We start from the raw sequence: 17,096 nt of genomic DNA, 5'->3' as shown, positions 1-17,096 counted from the left end.
CGACCTTTATGCCAACGTCCTTTCTAGAAATTGTCGAGTTACCAGACGGCCGTATCGAGCTGCGCAGAGCCGAGGACGAAGGTTCTCTGGTCACTTTGGATTTCTCCGAGGATGCCAAGGCTTTCCTGCAGGGTCAGCACGTGGAGGTCGCAAAGGCGATGCTGAGCGTCGGCGTTCAGATGGCGGGGCGCCTGGTTGAGGGTGACTTCACCACTGATGAAAGTTTTCGGGTTCTTCACTGATCCCGTTCATCGTTTTGGTTTGATCCCGTTTCCGATCGGCTTCTCAGTCCTTGGAGAAGCCCTGCGCATTAAATGCGCACTCTGTTTAACCTAATCGAATGTTCAGGCTTTGTGCGTCGCCGGTACGGGCTGCAGTGATCAGTTGTTGCCGCGATGCCGTAGTCAGTGGGTTCAACCAACTTACAACGGTGTGGCTACGGCCTAAACGTAGCGCCTCGCACGTTAGCTGCTGTGCGCTTTGGGTGCCACGGGGTTGCAGCAGCAGGATGCGTTCACGGTTCAACCCGGCATCCCGTAGCCAGGCTTGCGTAACGCTGGCCGGCGGCGCGATCAACGTCAGCCATCGTGCATCCTGATCCTGGCTCAATTCCCGCAGTACAGGGGCCAGAAGGTTGAGGCAATTCCCGGCCGCACCTCGTAGCGACAATTCGCTGAAAACATCCGGTTCAGCGCTCCAGGGCGCCTTGACCACATCTTCCAGAATCGGCGCCATCGGCTGCACCATGAATGCCTCGAACAACGGCAGTTGGGCTTGCTGTGAGGTGTGTGGGAACTGCATAAAGCCTCCTTTAGCGGCGAATGACGCCAACGCTCAAGCCTTCAATCACCAGTTCCTGATCTTTCAGGTTTACTTCGATAGGGGCAAATTCAGGGTTTTCGGCCATCAACCAGACCTTGCTGCCGTCTCGCTTGAAGCGCTTGACGGTGACTTCGTCGCCGATGCGCGCCACCACAATCTGGCCATTGCGGGCTTCACGAGTGGTGTGCACCGCCAGCAGGTCGCCATCAAAAATGCCTACGTCCTTCATGCTCATGCCATGCACGCGCAGCAGATAGTCGGCGCGCGGATGGAAGAAGGCCGGATTGATGTTGCAGGACTCTTCGATGTGTTGCTGGGCAAGAATCGGTGCGCCGGCGGCCACTCGGCCAATGATCGGTAGCGTCGAGTCGTCCGCCTTGGCTTCAAAGCCGGGGATGCGAATACCGCGGGACGCACCCGGCGTCATCTCGATTGCGCCCTTGCGGGCCAGTGCTTTCAAGTGTTCTTCAGCCGCGTTGGGCGACTTGAATCCCAGTTCCTGAGCGATTTCCGCACGGGTCGGCGGATAGCCGTTGTCTTCGAGGCAGCGTTTGATGAAGGCCAGAATCTCTGCTTGGCGTGGCGTCAGCTTTAGCATATTGATCGCTCTGTCTTTTTATACAGTGACTGGGATTATATACAGTAGAAAGCTCTTGGCAATGCCCCTTTTTTCATTCGGCGCCGGACGGTCAATCCAGCGGCTGATTAACAACGTCGAGTTGTGTGGTTAAATAGCTGACCGACCATTCCCAAAACGGACCGGCAGGCTTGACAAGGGCTGGGCTGAAAACGTATGTTTCAAACAAGTGTTTGTCAGGCGGAGTAGCCATGGCCCAGTCGGAAACCGTTGAACGCATTCTCGATGCTGCAGAACAGCTGTTCGCGGAAAAAGGATTCGCTGAAACCTCTTTGCGTCTGATCACCAGCAAAGCTGGGGTCAATCTGGCTGCGGTGAATTATCACTTCGGCTCGAAGAAGGCTTTGATCCAAGCGGTCTTCTCGCGTTTCCTGGGGCCGTTCTGTCTGAGTCTCGATAAAGAGCTTGAGCGCCGTCAGTCCAAACCCGAAAACAAACCGTCCCTCGAAGAGCTGCTTGAAATCCTCGTCGAGCAAGCGCTCGTGGTGCAGCCACGCAGCGGCAACGACCTGTCTATTTTCATGCGTTTGCTCGGACTCGCTTTCAGTCAGAGTCAGGGTCACCTGCGCCGTTATCTCGAAGACATGTATGGCAAGGTGTTCCGCCGTTACATGATGCTTGTCAATGAGGCTGCCCCGCGTATCCCGCCTATCGAGCTGTTCTGGCGCGTGCACTTCATGCTTGGAGCCGCCGCGTTCAGCATGTCGGGCATCAAAGCACTGCGGGCCATTGCCGAGACTGATTTCGGCGTCAACACGTCCATTGAACAAGTCATGCGTCTGATGGTGCCATTCCTGGCTGCCGGCATGCGTGCCGAAACCGGCGTGACCGACACGGCGATGGCCACCGCGCAACTTCGACCACGTAGCAAATCGACACCGATTGCCGCCAAGGTTTGACTGCGCACGGGTGGGCGCAGCAGCTGACATCCGTTAAGCTAGCCGCCCATGCCGACTCTCGTTCTGAACCCGCTTCCCACTGATATTGCCGACCTGCCGGGTACAACCCATGGCGGAGCAAGCGTGCGAACCGGTCTTTTTGTTTTCAAGGAATTCTTATGACTGCTGGCCTGCAAGGCTCGTTGATGGTGGACGTCGCCGGTACCTGGCTGACGGCCGAAGATCGCCAATTATTGCGCCAGCCTGAAGTCGGCGGCCTGATCATCTTTGCCCGCAACATCGAGCACCCGCGTCAGGTTCGTGAACTGAGTGCCGCCATCCGCGCCATTCGCCCGGATCTGTTGCTGGCGGTGGACCAGGAGGGCGGTCGGGTTCAGCGTCTGCGGCAAGGCTTCGTTCGCCTGCCGGCCATGCGCGCCATCGCTGACAACCCGAACGCTGAATATTTGGCCGAGCAATGCGGCTGGATCATGGCAACCGAGGTATTGGCCGTTGGCCTCGACCTGAGCTTCGCGCCGGTGCTGGACCTCGATTACCAGCGCAGTGCCGTAGTCGGCACCCGCTCGTTCGAAGGCGACCCGCAACGCGCCGCGCTGCTGGCGGGTGCGTTTATCCGCGGGATGTACGGTGCTGGCATGGCCGCCACCGGCAAACACTTTCCGGGGCACGGTTGGGCCGAAGCAGATTCGCACGTGGCGATCCCCAACGACGAACGCAGTCTCGACGAGATTCGCGCCAACGACCTGGTTCCCTTCGCGAAATTGAGCAAGCAATTGGCCGCGGTCATGCCTGCTCACGTTATTTACCCGCAAGTCGATTCACAGCCCGCCGGTTTCTCCCGGCGCTGGTTGCAGGACATCCTGCGCGGCGAATTGCAGTTCGACGGGGTTATCTTCAGCGACGATTTGTCCATGGCCGGCGCCCACGTGGTCGGCGATGCTGCCAGCCGTATCGAAGCCGCACTGACGGCCGGCTGTGACATGGGGCTGGTGTGTAACGATCGCGCGGCAGCCGAGCTCGCCTTGAGCGCGGCGCAGCGTCTGAAAGTCCGACCTTCCGAACGCATTGCGCGAATGCGCGGGCAGTCGTATGCCGGCACTGAATACCGTCAGGACCCACGTTGGCTGACGGCCATCGGTGCGCTCAAAGACGCCCAACTGATTGAATAAGGACTTTACGTTATGACGGTTTACGCGATTATCGGTGGCACCGGCCTGACTCAACTCGAAGGCCTGAGCATTCGCCAGTCACTGGCGGTTGATACTCCTTACGGCGCGCCTTCTGCCGATGTGCAGATCGGGGAATACGCCGGCAAGGAAGTGCTGTTCCTGGCACGCCACGGCCATCCGCACCGCTTTCCACCGCATCAGGTGAATTATCGCGCCAATCTCTGGGCGTTGAAGCAAGCGGGTGCGCAAGCCATTCTGGCAGTCAATGCCGTTGGCGGCATTCACTCGGCGATGGGCACCGGACATTTCTGCGTCCCGCATCAGTTGATCGATTACACAAGTGGTCGTGAACACACCTATTTCGCCAGCGACCTGGAACACGTCACGCACATCGATTTCAGTTTTCCTTACAGCGAACCGCTGCGCCAGCAGTTGATTGCGGCGCTGGCGGCTGAGGGCGTCGCTTACAGCGATCAGGGCGTGTACGCCTGCACCCAAGGTCCGCGTCTGGAAACCGTAGCTGAAATCGCGAAACTGGAACGTGATGGCTGCGATATCGTCGGCATGACCGGCATGCCGGAAGCGGCACTGGCCCGCGAGCTGGAACTGGATTACGCCTGTCTCGCGCTGGTGGTGAACCCGGCGGCGGGCAAGACCACGGCTGTGATCACCATGGCCGAGATCGAGCAGGCGTTGCTTGAGGGAATGGGCAAGGTGAAGTCGACATTGGCGCGGGTGCTTAAGGGCTGAGCCTCACTTTCATCGGGTTGACGCCTTCGCGAGCAAGCCCGCTCCCACATTTGGCCTGTGCTGTACACAAATGTATGAACACAGGAAATCAAGGGTGGGAGCGGGCTTGCCCGCGAAGGCGGTCTACCCGGCGCTGAAGACCTCAGCGCTTCTCCAGCTTCTCCAGCTTGTCCGGCAACGGCGCGAACAACGCTTCAATATCATCACTCTGCAACTTCCAGTCTCCAGCCGAGCGTCCATCCAGCACGCCCGCTGCCAAGTCGGATTTTTCCTTCTGCAGATGCTGAATCTTCTCTTCCACCGTGCCGCGAGCAATCAGCTTGTACACAAACACCGGTTTCTCCTGCCCGATGCGATAGGCGCGGTCAGTGGCCTGGTTTTCAGTCGCCGGGTTCCACCACGGGTCGTAGTGAATCACCGTGTCTGCCTCGGTCAGGTTCAAACCGACACCGCCAGCCTTCAAGCTGATCAGAAAGATCTGACGCTTGCCGCTCTGGAATTCTTTCACCGGCGTGCGTCGGTCACGGGTCTGTCCCGTCAAAATCGCGTAGGCCACCCCGCGTTTGGTCAATTCGATCTCGATCAGCGACAACATTGAAGTGAACTGCGAAAACAGCAGAACCCGGCGACCTTCCTCGAACAACTCCTCAAGCATTTCCATCAGGCTATCAAGCTTGCCCGAGGTGCTGCCCTTGGGTGGCAGTGCAGCATCGTTGACCAAGCGTAAATCGCAGCACACCTGGCGCAATTTCAGTAATGCTTCGAGAATGATGATCTGACTGCGGGCCACGCCTTTGCGGGTGATTTCGTCGCGGACTTTCTTGTCCATTGCCAATCGCATGGTTTCATACACATCGCGTTGGGCTTCGTTGAGTTCCACCCAATGGATGATCTCGGTTTTCGGCGGCAGCTCGGTGGCCACTTGCTCTTTGGTCCTGCGCAACAAAAACGGTTTTATCCGACCGTTGAGGTGTTGAAGTCTGACTTCGCTGCCGCGCTTTTCAATGGGTACGCGGTAATCGCGGTTGAAACTTTTGACGTCGCCGAGCCAGCCCGGCAACAGAAAGTGAAACAGCGACCACAGTTCGCCCAAGTGATTTTCCAGCGGCGTGCCGCTGAGGCACAAACGTTGGCGCGCGTTAAGTTCGCGGGCAGCCTGGGCGGCTTTGCTGTTCGGATTCTTGATGTACTGCGCTTCGTCCAGAACCAGTACATGCAATGGCTGCGCGGCCAGTCGCTCGACGTCTTTGGGCAGCAGCGCATAGGTGGTCAGGATCAGGTCGTAGTCTGCGAGGTGCTCGAAGTGCTTTTTGCGCCCGGCGCCATACAGCGCAAGCACCTTAAGCTGCGGCGTGAAGTGTGCCGCTTCGTCCAGCCAATTGGGGATCAGACTGGTGGGCATCACCACCATGCACGGCCGGTCCAGGCGTCCAGCGTCTTTCTCGATGAGAATGTGCGCCAGGGTTTGCAGGGTTTTTCCCAAGCCCATGTCATCCGCGAGAATGCCGCCGACCTCCAGTTGCCGCAGTGACTGCATCCAGCTCAACCCCTCCAGCTGATACGGGCGCAAAGTCGCGTTCAAACCTTCGGGGGCGACCGCCGTGTAATCGCGAATGTCCCGCAGGCGCTGGGCGAAGGTGCGGATCTGCTCACCACCTTCCCAAAGCAGCGGCATGTCTTCCAGCGGGTTCAAGCGAATGGCATCAGCCTTGCTCAGGCGCAGCGTCGTCTCGCCGGGGTCTTGCAGATAAAACTCACCGAGGGTCGCAAGTACCGGCTTCAGGCGACCGAGGGGCAGGGCGACTTGCAGCGGGCCGTGCTCAGAGTTCGGGCGATTGGGGATGTTCACCAGAATCAGCTCGTCGTCGCGGCGTCGGGCGAGGCGTTCAGGGTTGAGGATTTCGGTGTGGGAGCGCATCAGGTTGAGCAGGATCGGCAGCAGGCTGAGGCGCTCGCCGTTGACGATGATCCCCAGTTCCAGATCAAACCAGTCACGTTCCGGTACCTGTTCTACGGTGGCGTACCAATCGTCAACGGCGGTCAGGTCGAAACCGAAATCCTCATCAATCTGCAGCTCCCAATTCTGGGCGCGCAGCTTCGGCAGTTCATTGAGGGTAAAGGTTAGCCAGGCGCTGTCATTGACCATCTCATAGAGTTCGCCCGCGCTTTCCGGCAAGGCCTTGCTTTGCCGGGTGGCGATCTTGAAGCCGAGGATTCTTAACTGTTCCCTGTAAGCCTGTTCGACTTCCGGATGACGTTTTATCCGCAGCGTCTGGGTTTCCTGGCGAATCAGCACGTCAGTGTTTTTCTGTCCGCTGACGTACTCATCCAGATAGCTGAAGGACAGCGCCGCACGATGCTGGATGTAGCGTTGCATCTTGCCGTTGCGCGGCTCAAAGGCGCTGAACGCGATACTCGCCAGCCACAGGCGCGGTATCGGCTGGACGTTTTCAACCAGCACCTGAGGCGGCGCTTTCGGCCCGCGGTTTTCCAGAACGGCCTGGAGTTTTTCCAGCAGTTCGGCGTCCTGTGCGGCGGCAGGATAAGCCAGGGTTTCCTGAACTTTCAGCAGTACGGCCGCACAATGCTTGCAGTTGCTGCGGACCGGACAGGTGCAGGTTGCATCGACCATCAGCAGGGTGGCTTTGGCTGACTCGCGCAGGCGAATGGTCTGACGGTAAACGTTACCGCCGGAGCCTTCGCAAGCCGCCGTAATCGTGGCGTCTGCAACCTCGACAATTCTGACGCGATTCTCCAGCGCGTAGCGGCGGCCGCGCTCCAGACTCTGTTCCTTGAATCGGCTGACCCAGGAAGGTGCGAGGGGTTTGCTCAGGGTCGCAGGCATAGGGACTTCAATCAGTCCGGAATTTCTTCGGGGGCTGGGCGAGGTGCCGGTGCGGTCAGCGATGTGATCTTGATCAGCAGACCCAAGTGACCATTGTCGAGAAAATTAAGCTGGCCATTCTTGGTGTGGCTTTCCTGCTTCAAGCGTTCGCTGGCGGTGACCATGCCATTGGCATCGATTTGATTGACCCAGAAATCCGCATCGACGTCGGTGAAGCGTCCCAGCTTCAAACTCAGCGTGCCCTCGATCGGGAATTGGCCGAACTGCTCGGCGCCTTCACTGATCGCGACCTTGCTGACTTCTTCGCCGAGATTCTGCTGCCAGGCTTTATGCAGCAATACCGTGTATTCACTGCTGGCCGTCAGCTTTTCAACTTCCGGGTTGAGGCTCGGCGTACGCACGCTGTCTGCGCTGAGGCGTTGTGCGCCGGCAGCCCAGTCTTCGGGTGCGGCTCGGCTGACAATGGCCGGTACCGCATTCTGGCGGACCAGAATCATTTCAACCTGGTACAGATCGTCGGCAAATGCCGCAGGGGTGACCAGGGTCATCAGCAACGTCAGCGTGTGAAACAGGCGCATGCGGCGTCCTTCAAGCAGTTTTCGGAATGAGGCGCTCGAACAGCGCCTCTACAGTATTAAAGCGCTCTTCCGAGCGTTCCATCGGCACCTGGAATTTAAACATCGTCGCGCCTTCGAATTTGTAACGCTTCGGCTGGCTCTGGATGAGTTTGATCAGGGTCAGCGGGTCCACCGGCGTCTGCGCGGCGAACTCGATTCGGCCACCTTGCGGGCCTCCGTCGACTTTCTTGATGCCCAGTATTTCGGCCTGCAGCTTCAGCGCAGTAATCCGCATCAGGTTTTTGGTCGGCTCGGGCAGCAGGCCGAAACGGTCGATCATCTCGACCTGCAGGTCCTTGAGACCTTCCTCGTCCGTGGCCGAGGCAATGCGTTTGTACAGAATCAGGCGTGCATGCACATCCGGCAAATAATCTTCAGGGATCAATGCCGGAACGCGCAGATTGACTTCCGGTCCGCCACCCAATGGTTGATCGAGGTTAGGCTGCTCGCCTTTGCGGATCGACTTCACCGCACGCTCGAGCATTTCCATGTACAGCGTGAAACCGACAGCTTGAATCTGCCCGCTCTGGCCGTCGCCCAGCAACTCGCCGGCGCCACGGATTTCCAGGTCGTTGGTGGCGAGCACGAAGCCCGCGCCGAGGTCCTGAGTATTGGCAATCGCTTCCAGACGCTTTTCCGCATCGGCAGTGATCTGCTGGCGCGGCGGCGTCAACAGGTACGCATAGGCCTGGTGGTGGCTGCGACCGACCCGGCCACGCAACTGGTGCAGCTGCGCCAGACCGAATTTGTCGGCGCGCTCGATGATGATGGTGTTGGCGCTCGGCACGTCGATGCCGGTCTCGATGATGGTCGAGGCGATCAGCACGTTGAAGCGCTTGTGGTAGAAGTCGCTCATCACCTGTTCGAGATCGCGTTCACGCATCTGCCCGTGGCCGATGCCGATCCGCGCTTCCGGTACCAGTTCAGCGAGGTCGGCGGCGCATTTCTCGATAGTCTTCACGTCGTTGTGCAGGTAGTAGACCTGCCCGCCGCGCAACAACTCACGCAACAGCGCTTCCTTGACCGTACTTTTGTTCTGCTCCATGACGAAGGTCCGCACCGACAGACGACGCGCCGGCGGTGTGGCGATGATCGACAGGTCACGCATGCCCGACACTGCCATGTTCAGCGTGCGCGGAATCGGCGTGGCGGTCAGGGTCAGGATGTCGACTTCGCTGCGCAGGGCTTTCAGTTGTTCTTTCTGTCGGACGCCGAAGCGGTGCTCTTCGTCGATGATGACCAGCCCGAGGTTTTTGATCTTGACGTCGTCCTGCAGCAACTTGTGCGTGCCGATGACGATGTCGATCTTGCCCTCGGCGAGGTTGGCGACGGCGGCATTCACTTCTTTGGTCGACTTGAAACGGCTCATCACTTCCACGGTCACAGGCCAGTCGGCGAAGCGGTCGCGGAAGCTGTTGTAATGTTGTTGGGCGAGGAGGGTGGTCGGCACCAGAATCGCCACCTGGCGGCCACCGTGCACGGCAATGAATGCTGCGCGCATGGCCACTTCGGTCTTGCCGAAACCAACGTCGCCGCAGACCAGTCGATCCATTGGTTTGGGCGCGAGCATGTCGGCACGCACGGCTTCGATGGTGGTTTGCTGGTCCGGAGTTTCTTCGAACGGGAAGCCGGCGCTGAACGTCGCGTAATCGGCTTTCGGATCGGCGAAGGCGTAACCTTCGCGAGCGGCGCGGCGCGCATAGATGTCGAGCAATTCGGCGGCGACATCGCGCACTTGCTCAGCCGCTTTGCGCTTGGCTTTTTGCCAGGTTTCGGAACCAAGGCGGTGCAATGGGGCCAAGGCGTCGTCGCTGCCGGTGTAGCGGGCGATCAGGTGCAGGTTGGCCACCGGCACGTAAAGCTTGGCGTTTTCGGCGTATTCGAGGGTCAGGAATTCCGCGGCCTGGTTATCGATTTCCAGGATGGTCAGCCCGAGATAACGGCCTACGCCATGATCGATGTGCACCACCGGCGCGCCTTCGCGCAGCTCGGTGAGGTTTTTGATCACGGCATCATTATTGGCGTCGGTGCGTTTTTCGCGGCGACGGCGCTGCATCACGCGCTGCCCGAACAACGGGCTCTCGGCAATCAGCGCCAGGGCTGGATCGTCCAGGACCAATCCTTCGTCAAGCGGTGCGATGGTAATCGCCAGGCGCTCTTCGCTGGTGACGAAATCCGGCCAGCTGTCGACAGTCTTCGGTCGTAGTTTCAGGCGTTCGAGCAACTCCAGCAGCACTTCTCGACGGCCCGCGGACTCGGCGGTGAACAGCACGCGGCCGGGGAACTCATCGAGGAAACCGGCCAGCGCCGCCAATGGCTGGGTCGCCTTGGCTTCGATGGCCAGGTCCGGTAAAGCGCGAGCCGGAAAACGTTCACGACCGACGCCAGTTTCCACGTCCTGCTGGCTGGCGACCACGCGCGGCCAGTTTTTCAGACGGGCAAAACAGTCTTCCACCGGCAGGAACAGCTCGGCGGGTGGCAATAAAGGACGTGCGGGGTCGACGCGTCGCTCTTCGTAACGGTTGCGCACGTCGTTCCAGAAATTTTCCGCCGCTTGTTCGATGCCTGGCAGCGAGAACACTTGCGTGTCCTGTGGAAGGTAATCGAACAGCGTCGACGTTTCATCGAAGAACAGCGGCAGGTAATACTCGATGCCGGCGGGGGTAATCCCGCTGCTCAGGTCCTGGAAGATCGGGCAGCGCCGAAAGTCGACATCGAAGCGTTCGCGGAAGCGCGCCTTGAAGCGCGTAACCGCATCCTTCTGCAGCGGAAACTCACGCGCCGGCAACAGCCGAACGGTCTCCACTTTTTCGATGGACCGCTGGTTTTCCGGATCGAATGTGCGCAGCGTTTCGATTTCGTCGTCGAACAAATCGATGCGGTAGGGCAGTTTGCTGCCCATCGGGAACAGGTCGATCAGCGAGCCGCGCACGGTAAATTCGCCGTGTTCGTACACCGTGTCGACATAACGGTAACCGCTGGCTTCAAGTCGGGTGCGCATTTGTTCGACGTCGAGCTTCTGCCCGATATCCAGCACCAGACTGCTGCCGAGAAGGAATTTGGTCGGCGCCAGTCTGTGCAAGGCGGTGGTGATCGGCACCACCAGCACGCCATGGCTCAGCTCCGGCAATCTGTATAAGGCTGCGATGCGCTGGGAAATGATGTCCTGATGTGGCGAGAACAGGTCGTAGGGCAGGGTTTCCCAGTCCGGGAAATGCAGCACCGGCAAATCCGGGGCGAAGAAACCCAGCTCCTGCTCGAGTCGCTCGGCGCTCTGGCTGTCAGCGGTCAGCAGCAGGGTAAAGCGCTTGGCAGCACTGGCTGCCTCGGCGATGGCCAGGCTCAAGGCGGCACCGGGCAGGTTGCCCCAATGCTGTTTACCTGCCGCAGCAGGGAGTAGCGGTAGACGCAGAACGGGCACGGAAGGTTGAGCTCCAAGCGTTGCGACAAAGTCGGTAATTGTAACGGCCCCGGGTGCCGCCTGTCAGTTGCAGACTGTGTCTAATACGCACGTCGGGTGAAATGTAGTGGTAAAGACAAAATCCCGCGGTTTTTTGTTCAAAAATGATGAATATGTAGTGGCAAAACCACCATGTGTTACGGAGGGTTACGGACACTGTGGTGTGTTGTTCAAAAAATTGACTATCCCGCAGCCCCCGGGTTTACTGGGCTGGAGCGAAGCGTAAATTTTTTGAACAGGAAAATGTTACCGTTCGCGCGACAGGTGCGCATTGCTACGAGGAACACTCGGCGGCATAATGTAGCCCCTTTTTTCTGCCCCTACATAGTGGAAGGTTCCCGTGACTCAGAAGCCCGACCAGTGTCTTGGTGAATGGATCGACCGTGAAGCACTCGCAGAAGCGATGATTCCGCTTATCGGTCAGCTCTACCGCAATAACAACGTGGTGAGCTCGATCTATGGCCGCAGCCTGATCAACCGTTCAGTCATTGCGATTCTCAAAGCTCACCGCTTTGCTCGTCACCGCCAGTCCGATGACAGCGAATTGTCCGTCCACGAAACATTTCCGCTGCTGAAGGCCATGAGCGAACTCAAGCTCGGCGCTGCTTCGGTAGACCTGGGCAAGCTGGCCGTCAAGTTCAAGGCCGAAGCCAATGGCCGTAACGCCGAGCAGTTCGTTCGTGAAGAACTGGCTGACGTCGTTGGCCAGCAAAACGTCAACGCTCGCAAGGGCACCGACGTTGTCCTCTACGGTTTCGGTCGTATCGGCCGTCTGCTGGCACGTATCCTGATCGAGAAAACCGGTGGCGGCGACGGCCTGCGTCTGCGCGCCATTGTCGTGCGCAAGGGTGCCGAAAACGATCTGGTCAAGCGCGCAAGCCTGCTGCGCCGTGACTCGGTGCATGGCCCGTTCGATGGCACCATCACCATCGACGAAGCCAACAACACCATCACCGCCAACGGTAACCTGATCCAGGTTATCTACGCGAAAAATCCTACCGAAGTGGACTACACCCAGTACGGCATCAAAGATGCGCTGCTGGTGGACAACACCGGTGTATGGCGTGATGCCGACGGTCTGGGCCAGCACCTGGCCTGCCCGGGCATTGATCGCGTTGTCCTGACTGCGCCTGGCAAAGGCAAGCTGAAGAACATCGTTCACGGTATCAACCACGGCGAAATCACTGCTGACGACAAGATCGTTTCCGCGGCGTCCTGCACCACCAACGCCATCGTGCCGGTTCTGAAGGCTGTCAACGACAAGTTCGGCATCGTCAACGGTCACGTTGAGACGGTTCACTCGTACACCAACGACCAGAACCTGATCGACAACTTCCACAAGGGCGATCGCCGTGGCCGTAGCGCCGCGCTGAACATGGTCATCACCGAAACCGGTGCTGCCACCGCTGCTGCCAAGGCATTGCCTGAACTGGCCGGCAAGCTGACCGGTAACGCGATTCGCGTTCCGACGCCGAACGTGTCGATGGCCATTCTCAACCTGAACCTTGAGAAAGCCGCCACCCGTGAAGAGATGAACGAGTACCTGCGCTACATGGCGCTGCACTCCGATCTGCATAAGCAAATCGACTACGTCAATTCGCAGGAAGTGGTTTCTACCGACTTCGTTGGCTCGCGTCACGCCGGTGTTGTCGATGCCGAAGCAACCATCTGCCAGGATAACCGCGTTGTTCTGTACGTTTGGTACGACAACGAATTCGGCTACAGCTGCCAGGTAGTTCGCGTGATGGAAGACATGGCCGATGTAAATCCGCCTGCATTCCCGCGCTAAGCTTTAATAGTAAATGAGAGCGCCCCGACTTAGGTCGGGGCGTTTTTGTTTGGGTCAGTGGCGTTTTAAGGAGAATGCATTTTTGATTCGGCGGACGATTGTTTTCCCGATGCTGTGCGCTGCACTGTCCGGCTGCGGCAATGGCGACTCCATGGAAAACTTCAGCGGCCCGACCATGGGCAGCACTTATTCCATCAAATACTTGCGCCACGCCGATCTTCCCGCTGCCAAAGATATCCAGCGCGAGGTCGAGCAGATCCTTGCCGACGTCGAGCGGCAAATGTCCACTTACCGCAGCGACTCGGACATCGCACGGTTTAACGCGTTGCCTGCGAACCGCTGTCAAAAAATGCCCGCGCCGGTGCTCGAATTAATCCGCGTCGGTCAATTTCTGTCAGAACAGAGCGAAGGCTCGTTTGACCTGACCGTGGAGCCGCTACTCGACCTTTGGGGGTTTGGTCCGCAGTCGCGCGGCGAACAGGTTCCGGATTCGAGAGCACTGGCCGAAGTGCGGCAGCGTGTCGATTACCGGCACTTGCGAATCGATGAAGACCGGTTATGCAAAGACGCCGCCGTTGAAGTCGATTTCAACAGTATTGCCGCCGGTTATGCCGTCGACACCGTTGCCGCAAGACTCGCAGCGCTGGGCATTCACAACTACCTTGCTGAAGTGACCGGCGAACTCAAGGCTGCGGGCAAAAAGCTCGACGGTTCAGCCTGGAAGATTGCCTTGGAGGAACCTCGGGACGATCAACAAGTGGCTCATCGCATTATCGGCGTCGACGGTTACGCCGTTTCCACGTCCGGCGATTACCGTCACTATTTCATGCAGGACGGAAGGCGTTATTCCCACACCATTGATGCGCGCACCGGCGCGCCGGTCCTGCACACACTGGCGTCGGTCACGGTCATTCATCCTTCAGCGCTGATGGCCGATGGACTATCCACCCTGCTGTTTATTCTGGGGCCGGAACGGGCGTGGGACTATGCCCAACGTCATGACATCGGTGCATTTTTTGTGATGCGTGCCGATACAGGCTTCAACACTCGCGCAAACACGGCGTTCGAGCGCCTGGCGGGCGGGGGAAAGCAGCAAGCCGAGCATTGAAAACTGGCGTTGTAGCGCAGGCAAAAGTAGCCTACGACGCGACCAAGGGTTAATGTGCCCGGCGTTGACGCTTCTATAGACTGTGTCCGGGTTCTGCACTGACCCCAAATTGTTCCTTCACGCCGCAGATCGGCGTGATTTAGCCGCAGGTGCCGAGGGCGCCGCGGCCTGTTCTGAGGAGTACGCATGGCTGTCTACAACTACGACGTGGTGGTGTTGGGTTCCGGCCCCGCCGGAGAAGGCGCGGCAATGAACGCCGCCAAAGCAGGGCGCAAGGTGGCGATGGTCGACAGCCGTCGCCAGGTCGGCGGCAACTGCACCCACCTGGGCACCATCCCGTCCAAGGCACTGCGTCACTCGGTCCGGCAGATCATGCAGTTCAACACTAACCCGATGTTTCGGGCGATTGGTGAGCCGCGCTGGTTCTCGTTTCCGGACGTGCTGAAAAGCGCTGAAAAAGTCATCTCCAAACAAGTCTCGTCGCGCACCGGCTACTACGCCCGTAACCGCGTCGACGTGTTTTTCGGTACCGGCAGTTTTGCCGACGAGCAAACCATCGAAGTGGTCTGCGCCAACGGTGTTGTCGAAAAGCTTGTGGCCAAGCACATCATCATTGCTACCGGTTCGCGCCCGTATCGTCCGGCCGACATCGATTTCCACCACCCGCGTATCTACGATAGCGACACCATCCTCAGCCTCGGTCACACCCCGCGCAAACTGATTGTCTACGGCGCTGGCGTGATTGGTTGCGAGTACGCGTCGATCTTCAGTGGTCTGGGCGTACTGGTTGAATTGGTCGACAACCGCGGTCAGCTGCTGAGCTTCCTCGACTCGGAAATTTCCCAGGCGTTGAGTTATCACTTCAGCAACAACAACATTACGGTCCGCCATAACGAAGACTACGACCGTGTTGAAGGCGTGGACAACGGCGTGATCCTGCACCTCAAGTCCGGCAAGAAGATCAAGGCCGACGCCTTGCTCTGGTGCAACGGTCGTACCGGCAACACGGATCAACTAGGTCTGGAAAACATCGGCGTCAAGGTCAACAGCCGTGGCCAGATCGAAGTCGACGAGGCTTACCGCACCTGCGTACCGAACATTTATGGTGCCGGTGACGTCATCGGCTGGCCGAGCCTGGCCAGCGCCGCCCACGACCAGGGTCGTTCTGCAGCGGGCAGCATTGTCGATAACAACAGCTGGCGTTTCGTGAATGATGTGCCGACCGGCATTTACACGATTCCGGAAATCAGCTCGATCGGCAAGAACGAGCAGGAATTGACTCAGGCCAAAGTGCCTTACGAAGTCGGCAAGGCGTTCTTCAAGAGCATGGCGCGTGCACAGATTGCCGGCGAGCCACAGGGCATGCTGAAGATCCTCTTCCACCGCGAAACGCTGGAAGTGCTTGGCGTGCACTGCTTCGGTTATCAGGCGTCGGAGATCGTGCACATCGGTCAGGCGATCATGAACCAGCCGGGTGAATTGAACACGCTGAAGTATTTCGTCAACACGACGTTCAACTACCCGACCATGGCCGAAGCCTATCGGGTAGCGGCGTACGATGGCCTCAACCGGCTTTTTTGAGCGGCTCCGGCCGGTGGCCTGAGCCGGCCGGGGAGACCGATTTCAGCAATTCTCGAGCGTGGCGCTGGCCAAACCGGGAAAGTCTGTAATCAGGCTGTCAACGCCGAAGTCGGCGAGTCTACGCATTAGCGCGGGCTCGTTGACTGTCCACACCGATACATGCAGCCCCTGACGCTGCGCCTTCTGCAGGCGTTCCGGCGTACACAGCGTCCAGTTCAACGCAAGAATTTCACAGCCATAGCTTTGCGCGACTTTCAAGGGGTCGAGCCAGGCGTACTCGGCCACCAATCCGCGCGACACGTCCGGCACAAGGTCCAGTGCCGCCTTCAACACCTCCCGTGAACTCGAGGTGATGGTGATCTTGTCGAGCATTCCAAAGCGTTGGGCCATTTCACGAATCGCCAGCACGGTGGTCGCGGCGCGGGTGCGTGAAGCGCTTTTGACTTCCAGTTGCCAGTGCTCGAAGTCGCATTTTTCGAACAACTCTTCCAGCGTCGGAATCGGGCACGGTTTGATCCAGCCCGGGCCACCTTTGCGTGCGTCGTAGGTCACCAGGTCTTTTGCGGTGTGTTCGACGACCTTGCCACGGCGTTCGGTGGTGCGCTTGAGCGTCGGGTCATGAATGACCATCAACTCGTTATCCTTGGACAGGTGCAGGTCCAGTTCGCAACGGCGCACGCCGTGCTTGAGGCACTCCTGAAAGCTGGTCAGGGTATTTTCCGGTGCTTCGCCCTTGGCGCCGCGATGGCCATAGATGAGGGTCACGGGATCTTCCTTAATTTAAATGCCGGATTCGTTTTGTTCGCGGGCCAGACGTCTTTCCTGGGCCTGCTTCTGCAAAATATAACGGGCGAGCAACTGCCGCTGGGCATCGGTGGGGCGCTGGAACTCGGTGCCCACGTCATAACCGTCGCCCTTCGCATCGCAATGGGTAACACGTGCACGTAGCAACAGGCCGAGCGCTTGCGGCATCAACACCAGTTTCACCGAGAGGTGCGCGCCCGTAGCAATCGGCGTCGGGTACTGAAATTCGACGCCGCCTTCGGAAATGATCACCGGTTGCGGCTCGCCGATCTGGCCGAGCACGGTGAGCGCGATGACCTGGCTGAGCAGGTCGATGCGTTTGTTCTGCGATTTCAGGAAAGCGGCGATGTTGCGATCGCGCTCACTGATCTGACGCAGCAGGTGTTGCGACTCAAATTCACTCAGATGCAATTCACTGAGCAGGTTGAAGAGCGGTGATGCATCCTGCAACACATCCTGGTCTGCAGCTTCGGGAGCGGACAGGGGCCGAATTTCCAGTGCGATCGAATCCTCGATACGGTAGTATTCGCGGCGATCTTCTTCATCTAATGTCGACATGGCGAACCCATGGTAGCGGCGGTGGTCTGAGTGTAAAGCTGGTTACCGACCCCCGCC

At 58.8% G+C, this 17,096-nt stretch carries 14 protein-coding genes; 7 read left to right on the top strand and 7 right to left on the bottom strand.

Annotated elements, in window-relative coordinates; all coding sequences use genetic code 11:
• The first annotated feature begins 8 nt into the window (after positions 1 to 8).
• Entirely contained in the window at positions 9 to 242 is a 234-nt protein-coding gene (locus DU29_RS0112150; RefSeq protein ID WP_028621956.1) for a hypothetical protein, read from the top strand.
• Positions 243 to 327: 85 nt separating this feature from the next.
• Here DU29_RS0112150 and sulA read toward each other — a convergent pair whose 3' ends face one another.
• On the bottom strand, positions 328 to 801 hold the full coding sequence (gene sulA / locus DU29_RS0112145; RefSeq protein ID WP_028621955.1) for an SOS-induced cell division inhibitor SulA: 474 nt from the start codon (positions 799 to 801) through the stop codon (positions 328 to 330).
• 10 nt (positions 802 to 811) lie between these two features.
• Entirely contained in the window at positions 812 to 1,420 is a 609-nt protein-coding gene (gene lexA / locus DU29_RS0112140; protein WP_028621954.1) for a transcriptional repressor LexA, read from the bottom strand.
• 230 nt (positions 1,421 to 1,650) lie between these two features.
• Here lexA and DU29_RS0112135 point away from each other — a divergent pair, with 230 nt between their 5' ends.
• The 3 genes from DU29_RS0112135 (at position 1,651) to DU29_RS0112125 (ending at position 4,277) form a co-directional block, all read left to right on the top strand.
• Positions 1,651 to 2,358 (top strand): TetR/AcrR family transcriptional regulator, encoded by a 708-nt coding sequence (locus DU29_RS0112135; RefSeq protein WP_028621953.1) that lies wholly within the window; start codon positions 1,651 to 1,653, stop codon positions 2,356 to 2,358.
• A gap of 170 nt (positions 2,359 to 2,528) precedes the next feature.
• A complete protein-coding gene (nagZ, locus tag DU29_RS0112130; RefSeq protein WP_177326955.1) occupies positions 2,529 to 3,527 on the top strand; it encodes a beta-N-acetylhexosaminidase in 999 nt (332 codons plus the stop codon).
• Between the two features lie 12 nt (positions 3,528 to 3,539).
• On the top strand, positions 3,540 to 4,277 hold the full coding sequence (locus DU29_RS0112125; protein WP_028621951.1) for an S-methyl-5'-thioinosine phosphorylase: 738 nt from the start codon (positions 3,540 to 3,542) through the stop codon (positions 4,275 to 4,277).
• A 142-nt stretch (positions 4,278 to 4,419) separates the two neighbouring features.
• On the opposite strand, the gene DU29_RS0112120 is transcribed toward DU29_RS0112125, so the two are convergent.
• The 3 genes from DU29_RS0112120 to mfd are packed head-to-tail and all read right to left on the bottom strand — an operon-like array spanning position 4,420 to position 11,160.
• Positions 4,420 to 7,122 carry a DEAD/DEAH box helicase gene (locus DU29_RS0112120; RefSeq protein ID WP_028621950.1) on the bottom strand — a complete coding sequence of 901 codons (2,703 nt, stop codon included), beginning with the start codon at positions 7,120 to 7,122 and terminating at the stop codon, positions 4,420 to 4,422.
• 11 nt (positions 7,123 to 7,133) lie between these two features.
• Positions 7,134 to 7,700 (bottom strand): CsiV family protein, encoded by a 567-nt coding sequence (locus tag DU29_RS0112115; RefSeq protein WP_028621949.1) that lies wholly within the window; start codon positions 7,698 to 7,700, stop codon positions 7,134 to 7,136.
• A 10-nt stretch (positions 7,701 to 7,710) separates the two neighbouring features.
• On the bottom strand, positions 7,711 to 11,160 hold the full coding sequence (gene mfd / locus DU29_RS0112110) for a transcription-repair coupling factor (RefSeq protein ID WP_028621948.1): 3,450 nt from the start codon (positions 11,158 to 11,160) through the stop codon (positions 7,711 to 7,713).
• A 379-nt stretch (positions 11,161 to 11,539) separates the two neighbouring features.
• Here mfd and DU29_RS0112105 point away from each other — a divergent pair, with 379 nt between their 5' ends.
• The 3 genes from DU29_RS0112105 (at position 11,540) to sthA (ending at position 15,677) form a co-directional block, all read left to right on the top strand.
• Positions 11,540 to 12,988: a glyceraldehyde-3-phosphate dehydrogenase gene (locus DU29_RS0112105; protein ID WP_028621947.1), complete on the top strand. Its 1,449-nt coding sequence runs from the start codon at positions 11,540 to 11,542 to the stop codon at positions 12,986 to 12,988.
• A 109-nt stretch (positions 12,989 to 13,097) separates the two neighbouring features.
• Entirely contained in the window at positions 13,098 to 14,096 is a 999-nt protein-coding gene (locus DU29_RS0112100) for an FAD:protein FMN transferase (protein ID WP_028621946.1), read from the top strand.
• A 186-nt stretch (positions 14,097 to 14,282) separates the two neighbouring features.
• Entirely contained in the window at positions 14,283 to 15,677 is a 1,395-nt protein-coding gene (gene sthA, locus DU29_RS0112095; protein WP_028621945.1) for a Si-specific NAD(P)(+) transhydrogenase, read from the top strand.
• A 42-nt stretch (positions 15,678 to 15,719) separates the two neighbouring features.
• Here the strand turns inward: sthA and DU29_RS0112090 are convergent, their stop codons facing one another.
• Positions 15,720 to 16,442, bottom strand: coding sequence for a glycerophosphodiester phosphodiesterase (locus tag DU29_RS0112090; protein ID WP_028621944.1), 723 nt, complete (start codon positions 16,440 to 16,442; stop codon positions 15,720 to 15,722).
• 15 nt (positions 16,443 to 16,457) lie between these two features.
• Positions 16,458 to 17,039, bottom strand: a complete 582-nt coding sequence (locus DU29_RS0112085) for a PilZ domain-containing protein (protein WP_028621943.1) — start codon at positions 17,037 to 17,039, stop codon at positions 16,458 to 16,460.
• Positions 17,040 to 17,096 lie beyond the last annotated feature (57 nt).

Origin of the sequence: Pseudomonas sp. Ant30-3, from assembly GCF_000690905.1 — a bacterium.
In the GTDB taxonomy this organism is placed as follows: Bacteria; Pseudomonadota; Gammaproteobacteria; order Pseudomonadales; family Pseudomonadaceae; genus Aquipseudomonas.
Note: the sequence above shows the minus strand (reverse complement) of the source record. Positions and strands in the feature narration are given on the sequence as shown.

Coding starts and splice junctions, on each gene's coding strand:
- DU29_RS0112150 (WP_028621956.1), top strand. CDS start 9: ATGCCAACGTCCTTTCTAGAAATTGTCGAGTTACCAGACGGCCGTATC.
- sulA (WP_028621955.1), bottom strand. CDS start 801: ATGCAGTTCCCACACACCTCACAGCAAGCCCAACTGCCGTTGTTCGAG.
- lexA (WP_028621954.1), bottom strand. CDS start 1,420: ATGCTAAAGCTGACGCCACGCCAAGCAGAGATTCTGGCCTTCATCAAA.
- DU29_RS0112135 (WP_028621953.1), top strand. CDS start 1,651: ATGGCCCAGTCGGAAACCGTTGAACGCATTCTCGATGCTGCAGAACAG.
- DU29_RS0112125 (WP_028621951.1), top strand. CDS start 3,540: ATGACGGTTTACGCGATTATCGGTGGCACCGGCCTGACTCAACTCGAA.
- DU29_RS0112120 (WP_028621950.1), bottom strand. CDS start 7,122: ATGCCTGCGACCCTGAGCAAACCCCTCGCACCTTCCTGGGTCAGCCGA.
- DU29_RS0112115 (WP_028621949.1), bottom strand. CDS start 7,700: ATGCGCCTGTTTCACACGCTGACGTTGCTGATGACCCTGGTCACCCCT.
- DU29_RS0112100 (WP_028621946.1), top strand. CDS start 13,098: ATGCTGTGCGCTGCACTGTCCGGCTGCGGCAATGGCGACTCCATGGAA.
- sthA (WP_028621945.1), top strand. CDS start 14,283: ATGGCTGTCTACAACTACGACGTGGTGGTGTTGGGTTCCGGCCCCGCC.
- DU29_RS0112085 (WP_028621943.1), bottom strand. CDS start 17,039: ATGTCGACATTAGATGAAGAAGATCGCCGCGAATACTACCGTATCGAG.